This is a genomic window from Ensifer sp. ENS10, from assembly GCF_014852025.1.
In the GTDB taxonomy this organism is placed as follows: Bacteria; Pseudomonadota; Alphaproteobacteria; order Rhizobiales; family Rhizobiaceae; genus Ensifer.
The window spans coordinates 1-23,134 of the sequence record NZ_JACVAS010000012.1; the positions used below are offsets into that span (position 1 = coordinate 1).

Consider the following 23,134-nt stretch of genomic DNA (forward strand, 5'->3'; position numbering starts at 1 on the left):
GCCGAGCCCGCTTGCCCGCCACACCAGCCCCGACAGCGGGATCAACACGATCAGCACCAGCCAACTCAGCGTGATCCCGAGCGACAGCCCAAAGCCAGGCAAAACACTCGGCTGGCGAAATCGCCAGGGCGCAGTCTTCGTCGCTTCCGTCAATGACACTACCTTTACAAAGCTCGCGAGACGTAGTGAACCGCGCTTCGTGCCAAGGGCCCGGCGCGGCGCAAAGCAAGACGCGCGGCCGGATTGTCCGGCCGCGCGTCCAAGGTCGGTCTTATTGGCCCGGCTTGTAAAGCTGGTCGAAGACGCCGCCGTCGCCGAAGAATTTCGGCTGGGCTTCCTTCCAACCGCCAAAATCTTCGATTGTGACGAGCTTCAGGTCGCCGAACCGCTTGATATCAGCCGGATCGGCCGCTGCCGGCTTGAACGGCCGGTAGTAATGCTTGGCCGCAATCTTCTGACCGGCATCGCTGTAGAGGTAGCCGAGATAGGCTTCCGCCACCTTGCGGGTGCCCTTGGCGTCGACGTTGCCGTCAACGAGCGCCACCGGCGGTTCGGCCTTGATCGAGATTGACGGCGTGACGATCTCGAATTTGTCGGGGCCGAGTTCCTCGAGCGACAGATAGGCTTCGTTTTCCCAGGCGAGCAGCACGTCGCCAAGGCCGCGCTGCACGAAGGTCGTCGTCGCGCCGCGCGCGCCGGTATCGAGCACCGGAACATGCTTGAAGAGTTCCGTCACATATTCCTGCGCCTTGGCGTCATCTCCGCCATTGGCAGCCCGGCCATAGGCCCAGGCAGCCAGGAAGTTCCAGCGCGCGCCGCCCGAAGTCTTCGGGTTCGGCGTGATCACCTGGATGTCCGGCTTCACCAGATCGCCCCAGTCCTTGACGCCCTTAGGGTTGCCCTTGCGCACCAGGAATACGATCGTCGATGTGTAAGGCGCGCTGTTGTTCTCGAACTTCGTCTTCCAGTCCGCCGGGATTTTGCCGGTTTCCTTGGCGATCGCGTCGATATCGGCTTCGAGCGCCAGCGTTACGACATCGGCCTGCAGGCCGTCGATGACGGAGCGGGCTTGCTTGCCCGAGCCGCCGTGCGACGTCTGGATCGTCACGGTTTCGCCAGCGTCGGCCTTCCACTTCTCAGCGAAGGCAGCGTTGAAGTCCTTATAGAGTTCACGTGTCGGATCGTAGGACACGTTCAAGATCGTCGTGTCGGCAAACGCAACACTCGCAGCTCCCAGCTGCAGGCCCCCGAGCACAATTGCCAGTCCCACCATTCCGGTAATTCGTCCAAAGACCATTTCGACCTCCATCGGTTACCAGATAAAACTATCAATTTTATCGACTGCTACAACGCAAACAGATGACCCCGAGGGCGGCAAACGGGAAATGTCCTATCGTTCTCGCCGCGTTTTCGGGAACGGTTTGCCTGCAACCGCCCAGTATGGCCGTGCCGGCCCGCCAAGGTCATTAGATGGAGGGCGCGATGCCGGTGTCCAGTGGACGCGCGTCGATTCTCCTTTCGATCGTTTGCCGGACCGATCCATCGATGAGCCTTCAGCCCTGCATTTCCGGCGAATGCGGGGCTCTCCAGGCGAGCACAGATTTCTGCAGAATAGGGTCTCTAAGGCGCGATTCTAAAGCACGCGGCCGCGGGCGACGATCGGCCAGGTGTCTTTCAGGGTGTCGCCCTCGATGATATGGACCGCATCGACCATGTTGGTCACGACGCAGGCGTGGTTGGGCACGATGCGGAGCTGATCACCGACCTTGAGGTTGATCGGCCCATCGGTGACGAGGCGGCCGTGTTCCTCCGAGAGTTGGTCGATGCGGATGTCGTCGCGGCCGAGCACGTGACCATAGCCTGTCAGTCCCAGCAGATCCGAGGTCAACACCTTACTGCCGGCATCGATGATCGCGCGGGTTTCGGATGGGACGGAGACGACGGTCGCAAGCACGGTCAGCGCGCAATCGTCCCAGCTGGCGACACCGCGCGAAACCAGGGAGCGGTCGTTGTAGATATAGGTGCCCGGCCGATACTCGCTGGCAACCGGCGCACCGGCGGCATGCATCATGCTCGGCGTGCCGCCTGAGGTGATCACCGGCACCGCGTTGCCGTCGGCTTCGATCAGGCTTTTTGCTTCGCTCATGAAGGCCTGGACCTTTGCCTCGCCGTTGACGGGCGGATAGGTCATCAGTCCACCGAAGACGAGCCCTTGGGCATCGGCGATCCGCCGCGCCAGCCGGGCCGCCGCCTCGGGAGCTCCAACGCCACAACGATCGGCGCCGGTGTTGCATTCGACGAAGACTCGAAGCGGCTTGTCCTTGCCGGCGAAATAGCCCGCAAGCCCGTCGATGACGGTCTCGCTGTCGGCGACGACGGCAAGCGCGACGCGGCCATTGAGCCGCTCCAGCCGTGCCATCTTGGCCTCGCCGAGAATGTTGTAGGTGATCAGCACATCCTGGATCCGGTCGCTGCCCTCGACCATTGCTTCGGCTTCGGTCACCTTCTGGCAGGTGATGCCAACGGCGCCGGCCTCAAGCTGAAGCTCGGCCATCTGCGGCAGCTTGTGCGTCTTGATGTGCGGGCGCACGCGAATGCCATGTTCATCGGCATAGGCCTGGAAGCGCTCGATATTGCGCTTGGCAATTTCGAGGTCGACGAGAACGGCCGGCGTTTCGATCGGCAGGGGCATCGCGGTCACTTCCTCTTCTCGCGCGGGACAACGTGTGATGAACGATTCTCACAAGAAGGAAAAGGCGTTGCCAAAGCAATCCCGGTCGTCGCCCGCAGGCACCCTCAGTCTTTCGCCAGCGATCGGCCGGTGTCGGGATCGAAGAGATGAAGGGCATCCGCCTCGATCGTGAAGGCGCGCTCTTCGCCCGACAGAACCGCACTGCGCGGTGGCAGGCAGGCGGTGATGCGCTGGTCGCCGATCCGCGCCGTGGTGACGAGTTCGGGACCGGTCAATTCGACCACCTCGACGCGTGCCTTGAACTGCGGCACCGGCTCGTCACCAGCGGCAAGTCGCAGCGCTTCCGGGCGAATACCAGCCTTGACGCGCTGGCCATCGGAGACAACGTTGCGGAGGCGTGCCGGCAGGGCGATCGCCTGGCCGTCGCCGGCGATTTTCAACCGACCTTCCACAACGGTCGCATCCAAGATGTTCATCGGCGGCGAGCCGACGAAGCCGGCGACATAGAGCGTGGCCGGGCGGTCGTAGATCTCTTCCGGCGTGCCGAGTTGCTCGATCCGCCCGTCACGCATCACCGCGATGCGGGTCGCGAGCGTCATCGCCTCGATCTGGTCGTGGGTGACGTAGACGATCGTGGTCTTCAGCATCTGGTGCAGGCGCTTGAGCTCGGTGCGCATCTCCATGCGCAGCTTGGCGTCGAGGTTGGAGAGCGGCTCGTCGAAGAGGAACACCTGCGGATTGCGCACCAGCGCCCGGCCGATGGCGACGCGCTGGCGCTGGCCGCCCGAGAGCTGGCTCGGCTTGCGGTCGAGCAGGTTCTCGATTTGCAACAGCTTTGCCGTCTCCGCCACCGCCTTTTCGCGCTCGGCCGAGGGGACCTTGCGCATTTCAAGGCCAAAGCCGATGTTCCTTGCAACGCTCATATTCGGGTAGAGCGCATAGGACTGGAACACCATGGCGATGTCGCGATCCTTCGGATGCGCGCCGAGAATGGATCGGTCGCCGATGCGGATATCGCCGCCGCTCGGCTCCGCAAGCCCGGCGATGATGTTGAGCAGGGTCGACTTGCCGCAGCCGGAGGAGCCGAGCAGCACCAGGAACTCGCCGCTCTCGAGATCGATGTCGATGCCCTTCAGCGTCTCGACCTCGCCATAGCGCTTGTGAATGTTCTGAATGGCGAGTGCGCTCATGCGCCGGTCTCCTGAAGGTAGGACGAAAGCGGTTTGCCGTAGCTGCGCGGCAGGGTGGAAATCGCCTCCGAGGCGATGGCGACGCCGGTGCGAAGACAGGCCTCCAGAGGCATCTCGGCGGCAAGGGCTGCCAGGAACCCGGCATTGAAGACGTCGCCGGCGCCGATGGTATCGACCACAGTAACCGCTGGGGCGGCGGCCGATGAAAGACGGCCTTGCGCATCGATAGCGATCGCGCCATGGGGACCACGCTTGACGACGACGATTGCGCCTTCGGGCATGTGGTTCCTGAGCTCGTGGGCTGCCTCGGTCGGGTCGGAGAGGCCCGTCAGCGTGGTCGTTTCAACCTCGTTGAACAGTGCGAGCCGGCAACGCTTGAGCCAGCCCACGGTCGCCGCGCAGTTCGTTTGCGTCCAGCCGTCGAGCGGCCAGCCGGTGTCGAGCGCGACAGCGATGTCGTGGGCATCGGCCCAGTCGAAGAAGCGGTCATAGTCCGATGTCAGCGCATCGGTCAGGAAGGCACCGGTCAACAGCGCATAACCACCGCGGAGCTTCTCGCCGTTGAGCATGGTGCGGACTTCGTCGAAGCTGAGCAGCGGCAGATGCCCACGCGTCGTGAAGAAGGTGCGCTCGCCGTCGGGATGGGTGATGCCGACGGAAAGCGTGGTCCCGACATTTTCGACCGGCCAGGACTTGGACCGCGCGGGAAAAGCCTCTTTCAACCAGGTGCCGAACTGATCGTTGCCGACATTGGCGGCGATCGCGTAGTCGACGCCGAGGGAATCCCAGGCGAGCGCGCTGTTGCCGGCGCAGCCGCCGACACGCAGCTCGTCGTGGTCGACGATGATTTCGGTTCCGGCTTTGGGCCAGGGGGCCGCCGGCCCGAGGATGAGATCGACATTGGCATTGCCGACCACGGCAAGAGGACGCATCGTTTATTCGCTCCGGGTGATCTTGGTCGAGCGCACGGGAGTGCCGGCATTCTCGACACGCGACGCCGCAAAGGCGATCATGAAGGACTGGGCGACGGGCAGCATGGCGAAGATCGCCGCCATGCCCGCGGCCGGCGCAAAGGGAATGGTGGTGACGCCTTCGATGGGCGCCTCGCCGGAGGCATCGAAGACGATGACCGGCGAGCCGGCTTCGGCGGCGGAAAGCGCCATGGCTTCTACAAGGCCGGCGGTCGGATCTGTCGCGCGGAAGAGCACAACACCGACGGATGGACCGAGCATTTCCATCGGGCCGTGGCGAAGCTGGCCGCCTTCAAGCGAGAAGCAGGGCAGGCGGGAAAGCTCGGTCAGGCCGAGGCCGATCGCTTCGGCGAGGCCTTGCAGCCGGCGGCCCGAAGTTACAACGGATCGGACGCTGTGCAGGGCTTCGAGTGCCGCCGACGTATCGGGCGATTGCGGGTTTTCCAATGCGTGAAGGGCATCGGCCGGATCATCAGCGAGGGCGGCGAGAATGGCGAGGTGCAGGGCGAAGCTGATGGTCAGGCTGCGGGTGGCGGCAAAGGCCTTTTCGGTTCCGCCAACGCCGACCAGAGAAGGCGCATTGCTGGCGAGGAAGGAACCGCCTTCAAGCGTCAGTCCGAAGGTGTGCGGCGTTGCGCCATTGGTTTCGCTGAACCAGCGCAGCACCTCGGCGCTTTCGCCGGACTGCGAGGTGATGAGGATCGTCTTGCCTTCGATGACAAGCGGCTGGCCGAGTTGTTCCGAGAGCGGCAGGGCAATGGCGTCGATGCCATGGGCGCGGTAGAGCGGCTCGACGGCGCGACCGACGGCATGCGAGCCGCCCATGCCGAGCAGCAGCAGCTTGCCGGTAGACTTCAGTGAGGCAGCGACACTGGCCGCCATCGCTGTCGCCTGGTGCACGGAGGCGATGGCGTCGGAGGCCTGACGCGCCATTTCGCGATCGATCGCGACGAGCCCGGCGGGGCGTTCCGAATTGGTCATAGCCGTCATCCTTTGACGCCGCCGCTGGTGAGCCCGGAAATGAGGGCACGCTGCATGACGAGACCGATCAACACCGGGGGCAGGGCGGCCAGCACCCCGGCTGTGGCGATCAGCCCGTAATCGGAGACACGGCCGCCGGCGAGATCGGAAATGGCAACCGTGAGGGTCTTGGCGCGCAGATCCGACGTGAAGAGCAGCGCGTAGAAGAATTCGTCCCAGGCGAGCAGGAAGGCAAAGAGCGCCGACGTCGCCATGACGGGTGCCGCGAGCGGCAGGGTGATGAGCCGGAGGATCTGGTCGAGACGGGCGCCGTCGATCATCGCGGCACTCTCGATTTCCTTCGGGATGGAATCGAAGCCGGATTTCAGCAGCCAGGTGGTGAAGGGCGCCAGAATGGTGAGATAAACAAGCGCGAGGCCGAAGACCGAGTTCAGAAGGCCGAGATAGGCAAGCCCCATATAGAGCGGCACGGCAAGCGCTACTGGCGGCAGCATGTAGGTGGCGATGACCGCATAGAGCGACCAGGAAACGTTGGATGTGCGCGATACCGCCCAGGCGGCGGGAATGGCGACCGCGATCGCCGCCAGCGTCGCCATCCCGGCAACCTTCAGGCTGTTGAAGAGCGAGGCAGTAAAGGCAGCGCCGGTGCTGTTTTCGATCGTGGACAACAGCAGGCGGTAGCGCGACAGATCGATCTCGTTGGGCCACCAGTTGAGCGGCTTTGTCGAGAGGTCGGCGGCCGACGAAATGCTCATGACGAAGAGCCAGAGAATGGGGGCCAGGATGATGGCTGCCAGCAGCAGAGCCGCAGCATAGACGAAGGCGGTGAAAACCGGGTTCTGGCGTTCCATCAGGATGCTCCTGCGGCTTTGCGCACCATTGCTGCATAGGCGACGGCGAGCACGGTTACGAGCAGCGTGACGATCAGCGCCAGCGAGGCGCCCGATCCGGCACGCTGGAAGGAGAACGCTTCCTGGTAGACGAGGATCGACAGCGTGCGTGTGCTGTTTGCCGGGCCGCCGCGGGTCATCACCCAGATCAGGTCGAACACCTTGAACGCCTCGATCGTGCGCAGCACCAGTGCCACCAGCAGGGGACCCGCCAGATAGGGCATGATGACATAGCGAAAGCGATTGAGCGGACCCGCGCCATCGACGAGCGAGGCGGCGGTGATGTCACGCGGCACGGCCTGGAGTGCCGCAAGCGCGATCAGCGCAACCAGCGGAAAGTTCTTCCAGCAGTCGGCGATGATCAGCGCCGTCAGCGCCGAGCCGGGTTCGCCGAGCCAGGAGCGGTAGCTGTCGATCAGGCCGATTTGCGTCAAGGCGGCGTTGAGCGCGCCATATTCCGGATTGTAGATCAACCGCCAGAGCGTGGCGTTGACCACCGTCGGCAAAGCCCAGGGCAGGATCATCAAGGCTCTGAGAGCCGTGCGCCCGCGAAATTGTTGATTGAGCAGCAGGGCTGCGAGCACCCCGAGCACCATTTCAGCGGTGACCGAGACGACGGCGAACCAGGTCGTCGTCACGAAGGCGCGCAGGAAGTTCGAGCCGCCGAGCATCTTGGCATAGTTGGCGAGGCCGACGAACGTGCCTTCCGTGCCGACGAGCCTGGCGTCGGTGAAGGAAAGCCTGACCGTATCGATCAACGGCCAGCCGATGACGGCGATCATGACCACCAGCAGCGGCAGCATGAGCAGCCATGCGCGCGTTGTTATCCAGGTGCCGGACATAAGATGGAAACCTTCTCGGGCCTAGGGAGCCCCGTCATGCTATCGCATATTGCCCCGGATCGTCATCGACCCAAGCGAATGATGCACCAAATCAAAGTGTTAAAGCGCGTGGATGCCAGCGCTACCGCATAATTCCCGCGGTCCCCGGGCGGTTACCCGCCCGGGGCTTGGGAGGGCGGCTCAGAGGCCGCTGTTTTCGGCCGCCGTCTTCAAGGCGTCCTCAGGCGAAGCCTGGCCGAGCAGTGCTTCCTGGATCGCCTGCTGAAGCGCAGTCGAAAGTTCCTGGTATTTCGGTGTCGTCGGACGCGGATACATGGCCGCGAGGCCGAGCTTGGCGGCGCCGATCAGCTCTTCCTGGCCCTTGGTGACGCTGGCATCTTCGTAGGAAGAGGCCCAGATCGGCAGGCTGAGCTTGGCGTAGGCATTCTGCGTCTGCTGCGAGGTCATGTAGACGATGTACTTCCAGGCCTCGTCCGGGTTCTTGCTGGTCGAGGTGATGCCAAGACCCATCGAGCCGTTGACGGCGGAGACTTCGCTCTTGCCGGCAACGCCCGGCGCCGGCACGACGCCGACCTTGCCTGCAACCTTGCTTTCCTTCGGATCGTTGGCGAGGTTGTACATATAGGTCCAGTTGAGAGCGAAAGCGGCTTCGCCGTTCTGGAACACCTTGCGGACATCCTCCTCCAGAAACTCCTTGGAGTTGGGATTGGTGAGGCCCGAAGAGTAGCTCGCCACCATGTAGTTGAGCGCGTCGAGGCCGCCACCCGACGCGAAGGCCGGCTTACCGCCGTCAATGAACTTGCCGCCGTAGGCGCTGACGAGCGTGGTATAGTCGCAGATCGCGGCTTCGGCCTGCGACCAGCTCCAGGCGATCGGGGTCGCGAGCAGACCCTTGTCCTTGATCACCTTGGCCTGTTCGGCAAGCTCGTCCCAGGTCTTCGGCGGCGCCTTGATGCCGGCCTTCTCCAGGATTTCCTTGTTGTAGAACAGGTATTTGGTGTCGAGGATCCAGGGCATGCCATAGCGCTTGCCGTCATATTCGACGGTCGTCCAGGCGCCCGGCAGCACGCCGGATTTCATCTCGCCTGTGATGCGGTCGGTCACATCGACGAGCACTTTGTTGCTTGCATATTCGGCCGGCCAGATCACGTCGAAGAGCACGACGTCGTAGCCGCCGCCGGAACCCTGCGCCAGCACGGTCTTGTCGTGCAGGCCCTCATAGGGCACGAATTCGAGATTAACCTTCACGTCCGGGTTGGCCTTGGTGAAGGCCTCGGTCATGGCGCGCACATCCGCCTCGCTATAGGCGGCCTGGGCCATGAAGAGGGCGTTGAGCGTCGTTTCCGCATGCGCGTGGCCGACGAAGGAGACGCCGGCGAGGGTCGCGCAAAGCAAGGTGGTTCTTATCGATTTCAACATGATTTCCTCCAGTAACTTGAGCGTTTCAGCCTTCTTCGGCGCGCCTCTGCGATGCGCCGTATGCGAGAAGTCCGTCCGTTTCCGAGCGGCCGTCGACATATCCATCGGAGCGCCCGCAGCGGTGCTTGCCGCTGCTTTCGTTCCCCCGGAGCTCTTTTGGGCTCCTATTAAGTCAATTGTCTTGACTTATTTTTTGTTCAATATTCTAACAGTGTCAAGAGGGGTTTTTTGGATGAACGATATGCGCCTGATCCGGGCGAAGAGCGGCACCAACCAGGAGGGGACGAGCGCACACAACCGGCGCGTCATGATCGACGCGCTGCGGCTGAACGGTCAATTGTCCCGGGCGGACCTTGCCCGCGCGACGGCGCTCACGAAGCAGACGGTCTCCAACATCATCGAAGACCTGGAGCGGGACGGGCTGGTCGAATCGCTCGAGGCGGTGCGCAACGGCCGCGGGCAACCTTCGACGCCCTATCGCCTGGTGCCGGAGGGTGCTTTCGCGATCGGCCTGCAAATTGACAGGCATGTGACGCGGACCATCGCTGTCGATCTCGTCGGCCGGGTGCTCGCCCGTGGCGAGGCCAACCTGCCGGTCGGTGGGCCGGCGACAGGCGTGCGGACGATCCTCGAACTGATCGAGAAGACCCGCCGTGATCTCACGGAGATCGCGCCGCAATCGGAGGATCGCCTCGTCGGCCTTGGGGCGGCGATGCCCGGGCCCTTCGGTATCGAAGCCGACGACGACGATACCTGGATGATGGCGGCGTGGCAGAATTTTCCGTTGCTGGAGACGCTTGCGACCGGCACGGGGCTCGATGTCGGCTTGCAGAACGACGCGGCCGCGGCCGCTACTGCCGAGCGCATGGTTGGCGCTGCGCACGGTGTCGACCATGCCATCTGCATCTATCTCGGCTATGGCCTTGGCGCCGGGCTGATCCTCAACGGCGAGCTCTACCGCGGCGCCAATGGCAATGCCGGCGAGATCGGCATGATCCTCAGCCTGCCGCGTGGCGCATCGCTGGACGAACGCACGCCGCTCGAACATCGCGCTTCGATCGCCTCGCTCTGCAGGCTGCTCGACCTCGATCCCGCCGATCCTGAGCTTTACGCCCATATCGATGCGATTGCCGCCGGCCCGGACGAGCGGGTGCGGCGCTGGCTCGATGCGGCGGTCTTTGAACTACGCGCCGCCGTTCAGGCGCTCGAAACGATCTTCGACCCGCAGACGGTGATCCTGTGCGGTGGGCTTCCGCCGGGGCTCGCGCGCCTGTTGGTCGAGGCGATGATGCCGCTGCTCCCCTCGATCGCCGATCGGCGAGACCGCAGTCTCCCGCGATTGCAGATCGGTTTCACCGATCCCTGGGCGGTGGCGATCGGTGCGGCGGCAGAGCCGATCAGCCGCACGTTCGATCCGCGCTTCTCCGCGATCTTGAAAACACGAGAGCACGCCACGGTGTAATGGCGCGACCGTCAGGTTCTGGGCTCGTCCAGACGGGCAAGTTCAGCATATCCGGCGGCCAGAAAATCGAGCAGGGCGCGCACCGAAGGAAGCAAACCCCGGCGTGAGGGAAAGACCGCGTGAATGATGCCGGCCCTCGGCGCCCAGTCGGGCAGCACATCGACAAGCGTGCCATCCTTCAGGTCTTGCCGTATCACCATCTCCGGCAGTTGGCAGATGCCGACACCGCGCAGGGCGGCAAGCCGCAACGTCACCATGTCTTCGGTGGCGAGCCGCGGCCGATGGCGCACGATTGCGGTTGCGCCGCCGGGGCCCTCCAGCCGCCAGTCGTGCTCCGGGCGATCAGGGTTCCAGGCAAGGCTTGGGAAGGCGGCGAGGTCGGCCGCCATCAACGGCTTGCCGATGGACGCGAGCAGCCCCGGGCTGGCGACGAGCCGCTGCCGGCTCTCGGCAAAACGTTTGACGACAAGATCGCTTTCTTCGAGTGGCGGAAAGCGGACGCGGACGGCGATGTCGATGCCTTCGCGTAGCACGTCGGCGCGCCGGTTGGTGCTTTCGAGCACGACCTCGACCTTCGGGCATTCTGCCATGAACCGGGCGATCATTTCTGCGACCTGGAAATAGACCACAGAAGAGGGGCAACTGACATGGACCACGCCCTGTGGCTCGGATCGCATGCGCTCGATCATCTCCTGCGCCGCTTCGGCTTCCACCAGCATGGCGACGCAATGGCGGTAATATTCCCTCCCGATCTCGGTGATGACGAAATGACGCGTCGAGCGCTGCACCAGCCGCACCCCGAGCCGCTCTTCCAGAAGGCCGATGCGGCGGCTCAAACGTGAGCGCGGCATGTTCAACTTTCGGGCGGCAGCGGCAAAACCGTTCTGCTCGACCACGTCGACGAATAGCTTGAGATCGTTCAGGTCCTGCATGGGGAATTGTCCTATTTTCAGGACATTATAGCTCGATATGGCCGTCTACTGCTAGGTTTGGTGCAGGGATATCTTCTCCTCAACGCCAACCACCATGGATGGGGTGGTTGCTCAACCGAAAAGGAGCAAGACCATGACACCTGCAAACTTCAACGGACAGCGCCCGGTCATCGACCCCGATGACGCCGTGATGCTTCTGATCGACCACCAGAGCGGCCTGTTCCAGACCGTCAACGACATGCCGATGCCGAAGCTGCGCGCCCATGCGGCGGCACTCGCCAGCATGGCGACGCTGACCAAGATGCCCGTCATCACCACGGCCTCCGTGCCGCAGGGCCCGAACGGCCCGCTGATCCCGGAAATCCATGCCAATGCGCCGCATGCCAAGTACGTCGCCCGTCGCGGCGAGATCAATGCCTGGGACAACCCGGATTTCGTCGCCGCGGTGAAGGAAACCGGCCGCAAGACCCTGATCATCGCCGGCACGATCACCAGCGTCTGCATGGCCTTCCCGGCAATCAGCGCCGTCCATGATGGCTACAAGGTCTTCGTAGTTGTCGATGCTTCGGGCACCTATTCGAAGATGGCTGAGGAGATCACCCTTGCCCGTGTCGTCCAGGCCGGCGTGGTGCCGATGGATACCGCAGCAGTCGCCTCCGAGCTGCAGCGCACATGGCACCGTGACGATGCCCAGCAATGGGCGGAGATCTACACCAAGATTTTTCCGGAATATCAGTTGCTGATCGAGAGCTACCTGAAGGCGCAGCAGGTCGAAAAGGACCAGGAACAATTGGACTCGCAGCGCGGCTAAGAACGCAGGCAAGCCGTGAAACCGGTTTGCAAGCACCCACGGCAGACTGTCTGCCGTGGGTGCTTGGCTTTATCGGTCAGTGCCGGTCGAGTTCCAGGATGGTCTGGAACAGAACCTCTGCGCCACGGGCGCACTCTTCGGGCGCGGTGTATTCCGCTTCGTTGTGCGACAGCCCGTCCTTGGAAGGCACGAAGATCATTGCGGTCGGCATGATCGTCGCGATATGCGCCGCATCATGCCCGGCACCGGAAACGACGTCCGTGGCCGAATAGCCGAGCGCTTCCGCGCTGTTGCGGACGGCATCCACGATCGATGGATCGAAGACGACCGGCGCTTTAGACCAGATGCGCTTCAGTTCGGCGCGGGCGCCGGCCTTGCGAACCGCCTCCTGCAACGCACCTTCCATCTGGTCGAGGCCGGCCTCGGACGGATGGCGCATGTCGATCTGGAGTCGAACAGAACCCGGCACGACATTGCGCGAATTGGGGCCTACCTCGACGAAGCCGACGGTGCCGACACCGGGAGGGTTCTCTCGGGCGATGTCGCGCACGGCGAGCACGATTTCGGCCGCGGCGACAAGCGCATCGTCGCGCTGCGCCATCGGCGTGCTGCCGGCATGCGCCTCGGTGCCGGTGACAGTGATATCGAACCAGCGCAGCCCCTGGATGCCGGTGACGATGCCGATCTCGGTTGCGGAGGCTTCCAGCAGCGGTCCCTGCTCGATATGCAGCTCGACGTAAGCCGCGAAGGCCGCCGGCTCGACCCATGCTTCACCGCGATAGCCGATGGTATCGAGCGCCGCACCGATCGTGACGCTGTCTCGGTCGGTGAGCGCGCGCGCCGCATCGAGCGAAAGCGCGCCGGCAAAGACGCCTGATCCCATCATTGCAGGAGAAAAACGCGACCCTTCCTCGTTCGTCCAGTTGACGACCGTCAGCGGATGGCGGAGCACGGTGGATGTTTCCTTGAGGGTGCGCAGCACCTCAAGGCCGGCAAGCACGCCGAGAATGCCGTCGAACCGGCCGCCCTGCGGCTGCGTGTCGAGATGGCTGCCGACGGCGATCGCCGGCAGCGACATGTCTTCGCCGGCATAAGTCGCGAAGATGTTGCCGATGCCGTCGACTTCGACCGTGCAGCCGAGCGTCCGGCACGCGGCGACGAACCAATCGCGGACCTCACGGTCCTCCTCAGTCAGCGTCAGGCGGGTGACCCCGCCTTTATCGGCGGCGCCGAAGCGTGCGGTCGCGACGATGTCGTTCCACAGCCGGTCGCCGTTTGTAACCGGCGTGTTGATGCGCTTGGGCTCAGTGCGCAAGGCTTCGGCGCTCATTTCGGCTGCTCCGGTGCGTCCTTGTTCAGCTTGTAGCGGAAGTCGCAATGGGAGGCACCCTGCATCACCGTCTGGGTGCGCTCCAGCGTGATGCGCGGATCGTAGCCGGTACAGAAGACGCCGTCGCGGTTGCAGGAAAGCAGGTGCCCGATATGGCCGAGCCCCATCTCGCGATAGGTTTCGGCGTAGCGACAGCGCTTCACATTGTAGTGGAATTCCTCATCCGTCGCCTTGGTCACCTCGATGACAAGCGCGTCGTCCTGCGTCCAGAGGTCCTGCAGTTCCTGGAAGGTGCGCAGGTTGGTGCCGCCAGGCGTCTTTGCCGCAAAGGTCCTGCCGGCTTCGATCGCGGCCTTGGTGATCGCCTTGTCGAGGATTGCTTGCGCGCGCTCCTCGCCGATCTCCTCGCGCATCGCCTCATAGATCGGCGCGATGATGCCGGCCTCGATGCGGCGGCGCGCGAGTATGCCGATCTCGCCATCCATTGCCGCCCGCGAGGTGGTTTCGGTGTTTTCTTTGTCCGTCTTTTCCATGGAATGCCTCCCTGTCTGCCACAGGGCAGAACAACGGCGGCAGGATACTACGTGGGCAATGCCTCTGTGTTGCAAATCTGTGCCGGAGGTATTTCGCGTCGTGCAAAAATTTTGCGCTATTCCGCGATTATGCAGGAATCAATCTTAGCCCGACCGATGCCACGCGAACTGCAGTCGCGTGGGGGCCCGGATTCGGCTGTGCGCAATCAGCGCTCGCTGCTCGAAACGAACCAGCGGTAATAGGGATTGTCCGGCTCCACGCGCATCAGCAGTTCCATGTCACGCGCCCATTCGTCGCGATAGCCGGCATAGGCGTTGAGCGAAGCCTGATAGAACAGCATTAGCCGGTTGTGGGCGTCCGCTACGGATTTCTTGAACGCCACGTCCGCTCCGACGAGCGGTGCCTTGCTGCGCAGGCCGACCACGGCTGGGAGTGTGCGCTGCAACTCGCCGGGACGAACCCAGCTTGCATATTCGATCCGCGGCTGGTCGTCGGTGGCAGGCTGCGCCGATCCGGCGTAACGATCAAGTCCGGCGCGGTCGGTCATCCAGGTCGCGAGCAGGTCGGCTGCACCACCTATGCCGACTTCCTTGAACGCCGCGGCGACGGACGGGTCGGCCATGCGCTTGGCAATGCGCGCGACGTCGAGTGCCTGTGGTTCGACGGAGCCGATGAGCAGCATCTCGTGCAGCTCGGTCGACCAGAGCGAGGCATGCGGGAAACTGTCGAGGAAACTGCGCACGAGCGCGCGCGTGTCCTCGTCGTTCTGTGTGGCGATCGGCAGCCATTGCGCAACAAGACCGTTTGGAGCGAGGCGTTGGCGGGCCAGCCGGTAGAAATCGGACGAATAGAGATTGACCACGCCAGCGGCCGACGGCGGCGGTGGTTCCAGCGTGATGAGATCGTAGCGCTCCGCGCTGCGCATCAGCTCGCGGCGACCGTCTGCAACGCGCACTTCGAGGCGGCTATCCCCTGCCGCGTTGAAATTGCCGGCAAACAAGGTCGAGGCGCGGGCGACCGACGGCAGCAGTTCGGCAGCGACGCGTCGGTCGAGCCCAGGATAGGCAAGCAATGAGCCGGCGGTAATGCCGGTGCCAAGCCCGATGACGAGCGCCGATTTCGGCTCGCCCTTGTGGATCATGAGCGGCAAGAGCGCCTGCAGCCGCATGTAGCGCAGCGACGGCATGGCGTCGCCGGTGTTGGACACGCCTTGGATATAGAGGCGGCGGAAGCGCCGGTCCGGCTGGCCCTGTTCGATGACTGCGACGGTGGCACCGAGGCCCTCCTCATAGGAGACGATCGTGCCGTTGCCGCGCGAGAGATTGAGCAAGGTGGCCAGCCGGTCCGATGGTGCCATCACGGCGATCAGCACGGTGACGACGCCGAGCGCTGGCGCCGCAAGGCGCCAACCCTTCCAGCCGGTTGCCCCGCGGCTGGCTGCGATGACGCCGATGATGGCTGCAGCGACGGCGAGAACGGCGAAGCTTCTGACGATACCGAACGACGGAATTAGCACGAAGCCGGTCAGAAGCGTGCCGGCGATGCCGCCGAGTGTGTTGAACGCCAGAACGCGCCCGGTGTCGCGACCGACATGATGAGGATCGACCGCGAGCCGCAGGGCGACCGGGAAGGCGGCGCCGAGGATCAGCGTCGGGACGAAGACGATCGTGAGCGCCGCGACGAGGAAGCGTGCGCACATGCCGGCAAAGATGCTGCCAGTGATACCGGCGATGGCTGCTTCCGCGCTGGCCTGCAACGCCGTCAGCCAGGGGCCGAGCAGGGCAAGCTCGGCCAGCGCCACGAGGCCGGCCAGCGTGATGAGCAGGCCGAAGGCACTCCAGGGATCCGACAGGCGGTCGGTCCGGCGCGCAAAGAGTGCGGCGCCGAGCGCCAGCCCGGCGAGATAGGTGGCCAGCACCACGGAAAAGGCAAAGGAACGGGTGGAGATGAATTGCACGATCGCCTGCGACCAGGCGACCTCATAGCCGAGGGCGATGCCGCCGGCGATCGCGTAGAGGAGCAGCGCCAACCTTGAACCAGCGGTGCCCTGCGCCGGTATCGGCATATCAGCTTGCGCGTCTTCGCGAATCGCGGTCGTGCTTAGCGATAGCGCGATCGCCGCGGCGCCAAGCCCGAGGCCGGCGGCGGCAAGGCCGCTTGCCTGCACGCCGAGAGTGGGGATGAGAACGAAGGAGACCGCAAGGCAGCCGAAGATGGCGCCGAGCGTGTTGGCGGCATAGAGCCGGCCGCCCTTTGCGCCGACGCCTCTCGGCGCCCCTTTGAGCGCTCGCAACAGCAAGGGGAGGGTGCCGCCCATCAGGAAGGCGGGTGTAGCGACGATCAGGATCAGCAGGGCCCAGGCGGCGAATGCTGTGGTGTCCTCGATTGCGACGAAGAGCGGCGCGATCTGGGAAAGGATGAGGGTGACGCCGGCGCCGAGCACGGCCACACCGGTTTCGAGCAGGGCATAGAGGCGGAGCGGCTGTCGGGAGCGGTCGCCAATGCGCCCGAGGGCGAAGCTGCCGAGCGCCAGGCCGAGAAAGAAGGCGCTGACCCCGGTGCTGACCGCATGGACATCAATACCGGTGATGAGCGAGAGCTGCTTGATCCAGAGAACCTGGAAAACCAGCGCCGCGGTGCCGGAGAGGAAGAGCATGAAGGCGGCGATTGCCGGCGCGACGTGTGCCCGCGGTCTCGCCAAAGGGTCTTCAATCGACTCCTCGTAGGCGATCGTTCGAGCGGGCTGAATGTTCTTCGTCATCGCGGCACGCCATTTTTAGCAAAAGTGAAAGAGAAGGCGGCGCGGGGCGCCGCCTTCTCGAGAGCGTTATTGTGCCGGCTGGGTCTTCGCCAGGATCTCGTCGATCTTCTGGTGCACGCTTTCTTCGATCTGGTCGACCGAGAAGCTTGCCGGCGTCTGGCTTGGCGGATACGCGACGAAGGTTTCGAGGAATGCCGCCGATTTCCCCACCGCTTCGGCGAAGAGATAAGCGTTCTTCGTCCGCCAGTCGTTGTACTGATCGGAGACGGTATCGGCTCGCTCGTAAGGGTCCATGCGCAGGTTGAAGATCTTCGGAACGCGCAGGCAGGTGAACGGATCCTGCCAGACGTCGAAGCCACCGGGTTTGCGCATTTCGCAGAAGACGGCTTTCCAATTGTCCCAGCGCATGCCGACGAGCTTGGCGTCGTCATTGAAGTAATAGAACTCGTTGCGTGCGCTCTTCGGCTGTTCACCGGTGAGATAGGGCAACTGGTTGTATCCGTCGAGATGCACCTTGAAGGTCTTGCCGCCGAGGTCGGCGCCCTTCAAGAGGCGCTCCTTGATGTCCTTGTCACCGGCTGCTGCAAGCAGTGTCGGGAACCAGTCGAGACCGGAGAACATCTCGGTGGAGACGCCGGGCTTGATCTTGCCCGGCCAGCGGACCATCGCCGGGACGCGGAAGGCGCCTTCCCAGTTGCTGTCCTTCTCGCTGCGGAACGGCGTGGTTGCCGCGTCCGGCCAGGAGAACTGGTTCGGGCCGTTGTCGGTCGTGTAGACGACGATGGTGTTGTCGGCGATCTTCAACTCGTCGAGCAGGTCGAGCAGCTTGCCGACATCGTTGTCGTGCTCGATCATGCCATCGGCATAGTCGTTGCCGGGCATACCGCTCTGGCCCTTGTACTGGTCGCGAACATGGGTGAACAGGTGCATGCGCGTCGTGTTCATCCAGGTGAAGAAAGGCTTCTTCGCCTCCGTCTGTTTCTTGATGAACTCTATCGCTGCGGCGGTCGTCTCGTCGTCGATCGTTTCCATGCGCTTGCTGTTGAGCGCGCCGGTGTCCTCCACCTTGCCGTCGGCGAAGGAATGCAGCACGCCGCGCGGCGCGTAGGACTTCAGGAAAGCCGGGTCGTCCTTCGGCCAGTAGGGGCGTTCCGGCTCCTCCTCGGCATTCAGGTGATAGAGGTTGCCGAAGAACTCGTCAAAGCCGTGGGCTGTCGGCAGGAAGCGGTCCTGGTCGCCGAGATGGTTCTTGCCGAACTGGCCGGTGGCGTAGCCGAGCGGCTTCAGCGCCTGGGCGATGGTCACGTCACGGTCCTGGATGCCGACGGGGGCACCGGGAACGCCGACCTTGGACATACCTGTGCGCAGCACCGTCTGCCCGGTGATGAAGGTGGAGCGGCCGGCGGTGCAGCTGTTCTCAGCGTAATAGTCGGTGAACAACATGCCGTCGCGCGCGATCCTGTCGATATTCGGGGTCTTGTAACCGACGACGCCGAAGGAATAGGCGCTGATGTTGGTCTGACCGATATCGTCGCCGAAGATCACGAGGATGTTGGGTTTGGCGGCGTCTTGCGCGACGGCGGGGAGCGCCGAGGCGGAAATCGCCGACATCAGCACGGTGCCGGCGAACGCCAGCGCTTTCGGTTTCATCGACCGCTCGACGGCGCACGCCGCGAGCCGCCCAAGCCTGGTCTTCAAATCGATACTCATTTCAAGTCTCCCTGAGGCCGCAAACAAATCGCTCTCGGAATGCAGGCAAAGTTTCGAATTTACCGATGCAATCTTCGCGGGAACGCGACCTCAGGTAAGTACGTAACAGTTACGAAGGCACGCAGGACGCGTAACACGCGCCCTCACAGGGCTTCAGCGGATCTGCCGCAAGGCGCTGTCGAACACCGGGTTGAGCTCGGGCAATTCATCTAGCGCTTCGTCGCCGTCGTCGGAGAATTCGTCCAGCCAGCGTCGCCGCGCCGACTTCAATCCGCTTCGCAGCCGGGAGAAATCCGGCCGTTCGTGATGGGATTGTGGAGTGCCGTAGCGGTTCTTTCGGTGCATAGCGAAAGCGACCCTCGCCTCCGGATCGGCAAACCGGTCGAACCATTTCGCAAGAGGTACATTGCCGGTCTTGCGCGACCAGCGATCGAGTGCCGCGTCCAGCCGCGCCCTGTCGTGGTCGCGGCAAGCGTCGAGAACATGGCGGAAGGCCGTCTCCTCTGACTGCGCCTTGCGCGAGAGCGCCGCACCGATCCAAGTTTCCAGCCGTCCGAACAGATTGGCGGCGAACTGGATGACAATGGCGACGGCGAGGACAGTGGCCATCGCGATGCCCCACCAGAGCCAATCGAAGGGTTCCTTTGTCGGCGGAGGAGCGGGTGGTGCGATGGCAACCTTCGTTGCCGGCCCGGCACCGACGACCACTTCCGCGCCATCGGCCTCCGCGGTTTCGGTCTTTCCGGTCTGAGGATTGAACCACTCCAATGTGATTGCCGCCAGAGAGAAGGTGCCCGGCTCGGCAAAGACGTAGGTTGCGGTGTCCTTGCGCAGTCCCGCAGCGATCTCGCCGCGCGGCGTGCGCTCCTCGGAGAGTGCCGGATCATGCTGATAAACCTGCACGCCCTCTGGAGCCTTCAAGCTGGGCTCGGGAATCATCATCGGCGCGAGGCCGGCTGCGCGGGTGGTGACCGTGCGCACCAGCGCATCGCCCGCATGCAGGCCGGCTGGGTCGCGGTCGAATGTCTGCGTGATGGTGATTTCGCCAGCGGTCACGCCGGGCGTGCCGCCGACACCTCCTGGTACCGCTTCCACGGTAAATTTGAGCCGCGGCACGGTAACCTTACCCTGTGTCGTTTGGCCCGGCACGGCGGCATAGCCAAAGGGGATCACGATTGTCGGCAGGGCATAATTACCTGCCGCCTGTGGCGTGATCACATAGGTTTTGCGGATGCCGGAAAAGGCCTCGCCATCGACGGTCTCGTTGAGGTTCAAGCCGCGGTCGTCGGGCATGGTGACCACCGCACCCCTAAGATCGAAGAGCGGAAACTGCGGTGGTGTCAGGAAGTAATTCGGCACGAAGACGTCGATGTCGATCTCTATCTGCTGCCCGGCATAGATCGTGCCCCTTGTCGCGAGCGTGGCGCGCGCGAAGGGGTTGTCGGCGAGCGCATGGCCCGCAAGCCAGAGCGACAGGCCGACGAGCCAGACCAGTAACCGAGGCATTCCGGACAAGGCACTCACGGCGTCGCCTCCTTTGCCTCGATCGCGAATTTTCGCGCGAGCAGCTCGGCGGGCGAGACCTGGATGTTGCGCATCCACATGTCCGCCGTCTGTGGTCCACCCTGGATCGTCGCCTCCGTGCCTTTCTTGCCCTTTTCGTCGAACTGGACCTGATCGGGGTCCATGCCCGCCTGTTCCTGTTGTGCGTCCTGTTCCTGCTTGTCCTTGTCGGCCTTGAATTTTTCGGCAGCCGCCAGGTTCCTTTTCGCGTCCGGCCAGTCGGGGCGGCGTTTCAATGCCTGCTTATAGACGGTGATCGCCTCTTCCGCCTTGTCGAGGTGCATCAGGGCGTTGCCCTGGTTGTAGTAGCTCTCGGCCGTATCGGTTTCGGCAAAGGCGTCGATCGCATCCTGGAAACGGCCGGCCCGGTAGAGCGCCGCTCCGCGCCAGGTGGGATCGGCGAATTTTTCGGCGGCACCCTGGAAGTCGCCCTCTTCGAACGCGCGACGACCCTGCTGGTCCGGCGTCAGCCAGAGATCGAGGAAGCGGTTATCGGCCGCCTCCGCCCGCTCGTTGCTCAAGAGCAGGCTGATGGCGAGCAGATAGACGGCCCAGCGCACGGTCCAGCCGCGCCGGAACCAGAACAGCCCGAAGACGGCGATCGGGATCGTCAGCCACCACCCGGCATCGTGCCAGCGGGTCAGCCCCTCGGCGGTCTTTGCGGCAAAGTTGGTCTGGATGCGCCTGACGATCCAGCGCACGTCGGCATCATCCGATGTGATAGTCGCGACCTCGGCCTTAGATGCGGACTGCAAGGCCTTGAGGCCGTCGACATCCAGTTTGGAGCGAACATGACTGCCCGTCGCGTCGGTCAGGAACCCGCCGTCGGCAGTCTTCACCGGGCCGCCTTCTACCGTGCCGATGCCGAGCACCATCACCGCGTTGCGGCCTTGATACTGGCTGAACGCCTGAAAGGCGGAGCGCTCGACCCCGTCGGTCATGAAGAGGATCGTGCCAGGCGCGGTTTCATTGGCCAGGGCTTTCTCGACCTCCTGCAGGGCCTTTGCCGTATCCTTGCCTTCGACCGGCATGATCTGAGGCGAGAGTGCCGCGAGATAGGTCTTGACCAGTGCCGCATCGTCGCTCAGCGGCAGCACCATATGGGCGGAGCCGGCATAGGCGAAGAGCGCCGTGCGCGAACCTTTTCTGAGGCTCAAAATATCCTGGACCTTGAGCTTGGCGCGTTCGAGCCGCGTCGGCGAGATGTCCGTCGCGTTCATGGTCGGGTTGAGGTCGATGGCGATCGCCAGCGGCGCGGTGTCCTCGACGAAGGGCGGGCGCTCGCGCTGCCAGGTCGGACCGGCGGCAGCGATGGCCGCAACGGCGATCAGCGCTGCGGTGATGTGCACGGGCTGGAGGCGCCGCTTGCCACCCTTCTCGATCAACAGGTGATCGAGCAAGTGCGGCGCGATCATGCCTTGCCATTGCGAGCGGACATCGCCGCGCCGGCTGACGAGGTAGACGAGCAGGGGGACGGCGAGCAGTGCCAGCAGCCAAAGCGGTCTCAGGAAGTGGAAGTCCGAGATCATGGCGCTGCCTCCTGCCGCCGGCGGCGCTCGGCGAGTGAAGAGAGGAGCCACATGATGGCGTGGTAGGCGAGGACGATCAGCAGTGCTGCGCCAAGCGGGTAGTGGAACAGTTCGATGCGCGGCCGCCAGGAGAGTGTCTTCTGGTTCGCCGGTGTCAGTTGATCGAGCAGTTCATAGATGTTCTGCAGGCCCGCCTGGTCCTGGCCGAAGAAGTAGCGGCCCTTCGTCGTCTCGGCGATACCCTGAAGGGTTACCGTATCGAGCTTCTGCTCGCCTTGCGCACTGGGATCACCAATCCCCACGGTGTGGATCACCACGTTCCGGTCGGCAGCGATGCCGGCGGCCTTGTCTGGCGGCATCTTGCTGGCGGTATCGTTGCCGTCAGTCAAAAGGATCATCACCTTGTCCGGCGCGGTGCTGGCGTCGAACATCTTGATCGCGAGCCCGATCGCGTCGCCGACCGCAGTGCGCGGGCCCGCCATGCCGGGCAGGCTGTCGGCCAGCATCAACTTGACCGTCTTGTGGTCGAGCGTGAACGGCACCAGTGGATAGGGCGCGTCACCGAAGGCGATCAGGCCGAGCCGGTCGTCCGGCCGCCGGTCGATGAAGTCGGCGACAACCTTGTGCACCGCCTCGACGCGGGTCTGCAGATTGCCGGAGGGATCGCGAAAATCCCGCGTGTCCATCGACTGCGAAAGATCGATCGCCAGCATCAGGTCGCGCTGTGGCTCGGTCTTTTCGATTGGCGGTTCGACATATTGCGGCCGCGCCAGCGCCACTACGATCAGGGCCCAGCAGATGGGCGCAATCGCCTTCTGGCCGAGATTGGTCCTTGGGACGACGGAGCCCTCGGTCGGCCCGAGATTGGCGGCGGCCGTTATGTCCTTGAAGAAAGGTATTCTGACCGCGGCCGATTGCTCGCGGTAGGGTGGAAGCAGCCACCAGACGACGAAGGGCAGAGGCAGAAAGATCAGCGCCCAGGCGTGGTCAAGCACGTACATGGTGCGCCTCGATCCAGTGACGTGCCGCGGCGGCATAGGTCCGCGCTTCGGGTTCCGGGACGGCGCAGAGCGCCGCGCTGCCACGATATTCGGCTTCCTCGAAGAAACGCGCCGAGGCGATCGGGAACACCGGGCCGCCGGAATGGGCATCGAGGAAGCCCGTCCAGCCCGTGCCATGGAGCCCGGCTATCGTTTCGCGCGGCCAGAGCACCAGGGCGGTGCGCTTCAAGAGGACGGGCAAAGCGACGAGCGCCTCGCCGCGGGTTGCGGGCGCGGTGAGCCGTCCCTCAATTTTCTTGAGGTCGGCGAGCGCTTCGCGACGGTAGCGATTGGCCTCCCAGCGCCGGTACCAGCGCCAGCATGCGAAGGCGATCAGCAAGAGTATGACGCAGCCGAGCGCCGCCCAGGCCCAGGTCTGCGGCATCATCGAGACGGGCTGAGGCATGGCGATGTCCGCGAGCTGCCGAAGGGTTGCCTCGAGCAACGGGTCTTTCGCAGGGGCGGCCGTCGCCATCG

At 63.9% G+C, this 23,134-nt stretch carries 19 protein-coding genes and 1 pseudogene; 2 read left to right on the forward strand and 18 right to left on the reverse strand.

Annotated features, from left to right (window positions below; all coding sequences use genetic code 11):
* From IB265_RS37005 to IB265_RS30335, 9 genes and pseudogenes are all read right to left on the reverse strand, one after another.
* A pseudogene (locus IB265_RS37005) lies at positions 1-153 on the reverse strand (molybdate ABC transporter permease subunit); the annotation flags it as partial.
* 118 nt (positions 154-271) lie between these two features.
* On the reverse strand, positions 272-1,273 hold the full coding sequence (locus IB265_RS30300; protein WP_375293098.1) for a sulfate ABC transporter substrate-binding protein: 1,002 nt from the start codon (positions 1,271-1,273) through the stop codon (positions 272-274).
* 360 nt (positions 1,274-1,633) lie between these two features.
* Positions 1,634-2,692, reverse strand: coding sequence for a D-TA family PLP-dependent enzyme (locus IB265_RS30305; RefSeq protein WP_057251338.1), 1,059 nt, complete (start codon positions 2,690-2,692; stop codon positions 1,634-1,636).
* 104 nt (positions 2,693-2,796) lie between these two features.
* Entirely contained in the window at positions 2,797-3,882 is a 1,086-nt protein-coding gene (locus IB265_RS30310; RefSeq protein ID WP_057251337.1) for an ABC transporter ATP-binding protein, read from the reverse strand.
* Positions 3,879-4,814, reverse strand: coding sequence for a PfkB family carbohydrate kinase (locus IB265_RS30315; protein WP_113133821.1), 936 nt, complete (start codon positions 4,812-4,814; stop codon positions 3,879-3,881). The genes IB265_RS30310 and IB265_RS30315 overlap by 4 nt, the downstream gene beginning before the upstream one ends.
* 3 nt (positions 4,815-4,817) lie before the next feature.
* The gene (locus IB265_RS30320) at positions 4,818-5,834 is read right to left on the reverse strand and encodes an aminotransferase (RefSeq protein WP_112996892.1); all 1,017 of its coding nucleotides are present in this window, start codon (positions 5,832-5,834) and stop codon (positions 4,818-4,820) included.
* Positions 5,835-5,839: 5 nt separating this feature from the next.
* Positions 5,840-6,685: a carbohydrate ABC transporter permease gene (locus IB265_RS30325; RefSeq protein WP_058324649.1), complete on the reverse strand. Its 846-nt coding sequence runs from the start codon at positions 6,683-6,685 to the stop codon at positions 5,840-5,842.
* Positions 6,685-7,566 (reverse strand): carbohydrate ABC transporter permease, encoded by an 882-nt coding sequence (locus IB265_RS30330; protein ID WP_057251333.1) that lies wholly within the window; start codon positions 7,564-7,566, stop codon positions 6,685-6,687. Before IB265_RS30330 ends, IB265_RS30325 begins: the two co-directional genes overlap by 1 nt.
* A gap of 180 nt (positions 7,567-7,746) precedes the next feature.
* Positions 7,747-8,985: an extracellular solute-binding protein gene (locus IB265_RS30335; protein ID WP_057251344.1), complete on the reverse strand. Its 1,239-nt coding sequence runs from the start codon at positions 8,983-8,985 to the stop codon at positions 7,747-7,749.
* 232 nt (positions 8,986-9,217) lie between these two features.
* On the opposite strand from IB265_RS30335, the gene IB265_RS30340 reads away from it, so the two are divergent.
* Positions 9,218-10,447, forward strand: a complete 1,230-nt coding sequence (locus tag IB265_RS30340) for an ROK family transcriptional regulator (protein ID WP_057251332.1) — start codon at positions 9,218-9,220, stop codon at positions 10,445-10,447.
* A gap of 11 nt (positions 10,448-10,458) precedes the next feature.
* Here the strand turns inward: IB265_RS30340 and IB265_RS30345 are convergent, their stop codons facing one another.
* Complete coding sequence (locus tag IB265_RS30345) at positions 10,459-11,379, reverse strand: LysR substrate-binding domain-containing protein (protein WP_057251331.1); 921 nt, start codon at positions 11,377-11,379, stop codon at positions 10,459-10,461.
* Between the two features lie 133 nt (positions 11,380-11,512).
* Here IB265_RS30345 and IB265_RS30350 point away from each other — a divergent pair, with 133 nt between their 5' ends.
* Positions 11,513-12,190 carry an isochorismatase family protein gene (locus IB265_RS30350; RefSeq protein ID WP_034799134.1) on the forward strand — a complete coding sequence of 226 codons (678 nt, stop codon included), beginning with the start codon at positions 11,513-11,515 and terminating at the stop codon, positions 12,188-12,190.
* 76 nt (positions 12,191-12,266) lie between these two features.
* Here IB265_RS30350 and IB265_RS30355 read toward each other — a convergent pair whose 3' ends face one another.
* The 8 genes from IB265_RS30355 to IB265_RS30390 all read right to left on the reverse strand — a co-directional run bounded on the left by IB265_RS30355 (position 12,267) and on the right by IB265_RS30390 (position 23,132).
* Positions 12,267-13,520 carry a Zn-dependent hydrolase gene (locus IB265_RS30355; RefSeq protein WP_113133820.1) on the reverse strand — a complete coding sequence of 418 codons (1,254 nt, stop codon included), beginning with the start codon at positions 13,518-13,520 and terminating at the stop codon, positions 12,267-12,269.
* Positions 13,517-14,053: an L-2-amino-thiazoline-4-carboxylic acid hydrolase gene (locus IB265_RS30360; RefSeq protein WP_112996889.1), complete on the reverse strand. Its 537-nt coding sequence runs from the start codon at positions 14,051-14,053 to the stop codon at positions 13,517-13,519. The genes IB265_RS30355 and IB265_RS30360 overlap by 4 nt, the downstream gene beginning before the upstream one ends.
* Positions 14,054-14,259: 206 nt before the next feature.
* Complete coding sequence (locus IB265_RS30365; RefSeq protein ID WP_113133819.1) at positions 14,260-16,815, reverse strand: spermidine synthase; 2,556 nt, start codon at positions 16,813-16,815, stop codon at positions 14,260-14,262.
* A 66-nt stretch (positions 16,816-16,881) separates the two neighbouring features.
* Positions 16,882-18,525, reverse strand: a complete 1,644-nt coding sequence (locus IB265_RS30370; protein WP_210334633.1) for an arylsulfatase — start codon at positions 18,523-18,525, stop codon at positions 16,882-16,884.
* A 153-nt stretch (positions 18,526-18,678) separates the two neighbouring features.
* Complete coding sequence (locus IB265_RS30375; RefSeq protein WP_162733747.1) at positions 18,679-20,049, reverse strand: BatD family protein; 1,371 nt, start codon at positions 20,047-20,049, stop codon at positions 18,679-18,681.
* Positions 20,046-21,617, reverse strand: a complete 1,572-nt coding sequence (locus IB265_RS30380) for a VWA domain-containing protein (RefSeq protein WP_113133817.1) — start codon at positions 21,615-21,617, stop codon at positions 20,046-20,048. The genes IB265_RS30375 and IB265_RS30380 overlap by 4 nt, the downstream gene beginning before the upstream one ends.
* Positions 21,614-22,618 carry a VWA domain-containing protein gene (locus IB265_RS30385; protein WP_113133816.1) on the reverse strand — a complete coding sequence of 335 codons (1,005 nt, stop codon included), beginning with the start codon at positions 22,616-22,618 and terminating at the stop codon, positions 21,614-21,616. Before IB265_RS30385 ends, IB265_RS30380 begins: the two co-directional genes overlap by 4 nt.
* On the reverse strand, positions 22,605-23,132 hold the full coding sequence (locus IB265_RS30390; RefSeq protein WP_113133815.1) for a DUF4381 domain-containing protein: 528 nt from the start codon (positions 23,130-23,132) through the stop codon (positions 22,605-22,607). Before IB265_RS30390 ends, IB265_RS30385 begins: the two co-directional genes overlap by 14 nt.
* Positions 23,133-23,134: the final 2 nt, after the last annotated feature.

Excerpts from the sequence above, each read along its gene's own strand:
- IB265_RS30300 (WP_375293098.1), bottom strand. The coding sequence starts at position 1,273 with ATGGTGGGACTGGCAATTGTGCTCGGGGGCCTGCAGCTGGGAGCTGCG.
- IB265_RS30305 (WP_057251338.1), bottom strand. The coding sequence starts at position 2,692 with ATGCCCCTGCCGATCGAAACGCCGGCCGTTCTCGTCGACCTCGAAATT.
- IB265_RS30310 (WP_057251337.1), bottom strand. The coding sequence starts at position 3,882 with ATGAGCGCACTCGCCATTCAGAACATTCACAAGCGCTATGGCGAGGTC.
- IB265_RS30315 (WP_113133821.1), bottom strand. The coding sequence starts at position 4,814 with ATGCGTCCTCTTGCCGTGGTCGGCAATGCCAATGTCGATCTCATCCTC.
- IB265_RS30320 (WP_112996892.1), bottom strand. The coding sequence starts at position 5,834 with ATGACCAATTCGGAACGCCCCGCCGGGCTCGTCGCGATCGATCGCGAA.
- IB265_RS30325 (WP_058324649.1), bottom strand. The coding sequence starts at position 6,685 with ATGGAACGCCAGAACCCGGTTTTCACCGCCTTCGTCTATGCTGCGGCT.
- IB265_RS30330 (WP_057251333.1), bottom strand. The coding sequence starts at position 7,566 with ATGTCCGGCACCTGGATAACAACGCGCGCATGGCTGCTCATGCTGCCG.
- IB265_RS30335 (WP_057251344.1), bottom strand. The coding sequence starts at position 8,985 with ATGTTGAAATCGATAAGAACCACCTTGCTTTGCGCGACCCTCGCCGGC.
- IB265_RS30340 (WP_057251332.1), top strand. The coding sequence starts at position 9,218 with ATGAACGATATGCGCCTGATCCGGGCGAAGAGCGGCACCAACCAGGAG.
- IB265_RS30345 (WP_057251331.1), bottom strand. The coding sequence starts at position 11,379 with ATGCAGGACCTGAACGATCTCAAGCTATTCGTCGACGTGGTCGAGCAG.
- IB265_RS30350 (WP_034799134.1), top strand. The coding sequence starts at position 11,513 with ATGACACCTGCAAACTTCAACGGACAGCGCCCGGTCATCGACCCCGAT.
- IB265_RS30355 (WP_113133820.1), bottom strand. The coding sequence starts at position 13,520 with ATGAGCGCCGAAGCCTTGCGCACTGAGCCCAAGCGCATCAACACGCCG.
- IB265_RS30360 (WP_112996889.1), bottom strand. The coding sequence starts at position 14,053 with ATGGAAAAGACGGACAAAGAAAACACCGAAACCACCTCGCGGGCGGCA.
- IB265_RS30365 (WP_113133819.1), bottom strand. The coding sequence starts at position 16,815 with ATGACGAAGAACATTCAGCCCGCTCGAACGATCGCCTACGAGGAGTCG.
- IB265_RS30370 (WP_210334633.1), bottom strand. The coding sequence starts at position 18,525 with ATGAGTATCGATTTGAAGACCAGGCTTGGGCGGCTCGCGGCGTGCGCC.
- IB265_RS30380 (WP_113133817.1), bottom strand. The coding sequence starts at position 21,617 with ATGATCTCGGACTTCCACTTCCTGAGACCGCTTTGGCTGCTGGCACTG.
- IB265_RS30385 (WP_113133816.1), bottom strand. The coding sequence starts at position 22,618 with ATGTACGTGCTTGACCACGCCTGGGCGCTGATCTTTCTGCCTCTGCCC.
- IB265_RS30390 (WP_113133815.1), bottom strand. The coding sequence starts at position 23,132 with ATGGCGACGGCCGCCCCTGCGAAAGACCCGTTGCTCGAGGCAACCCTT.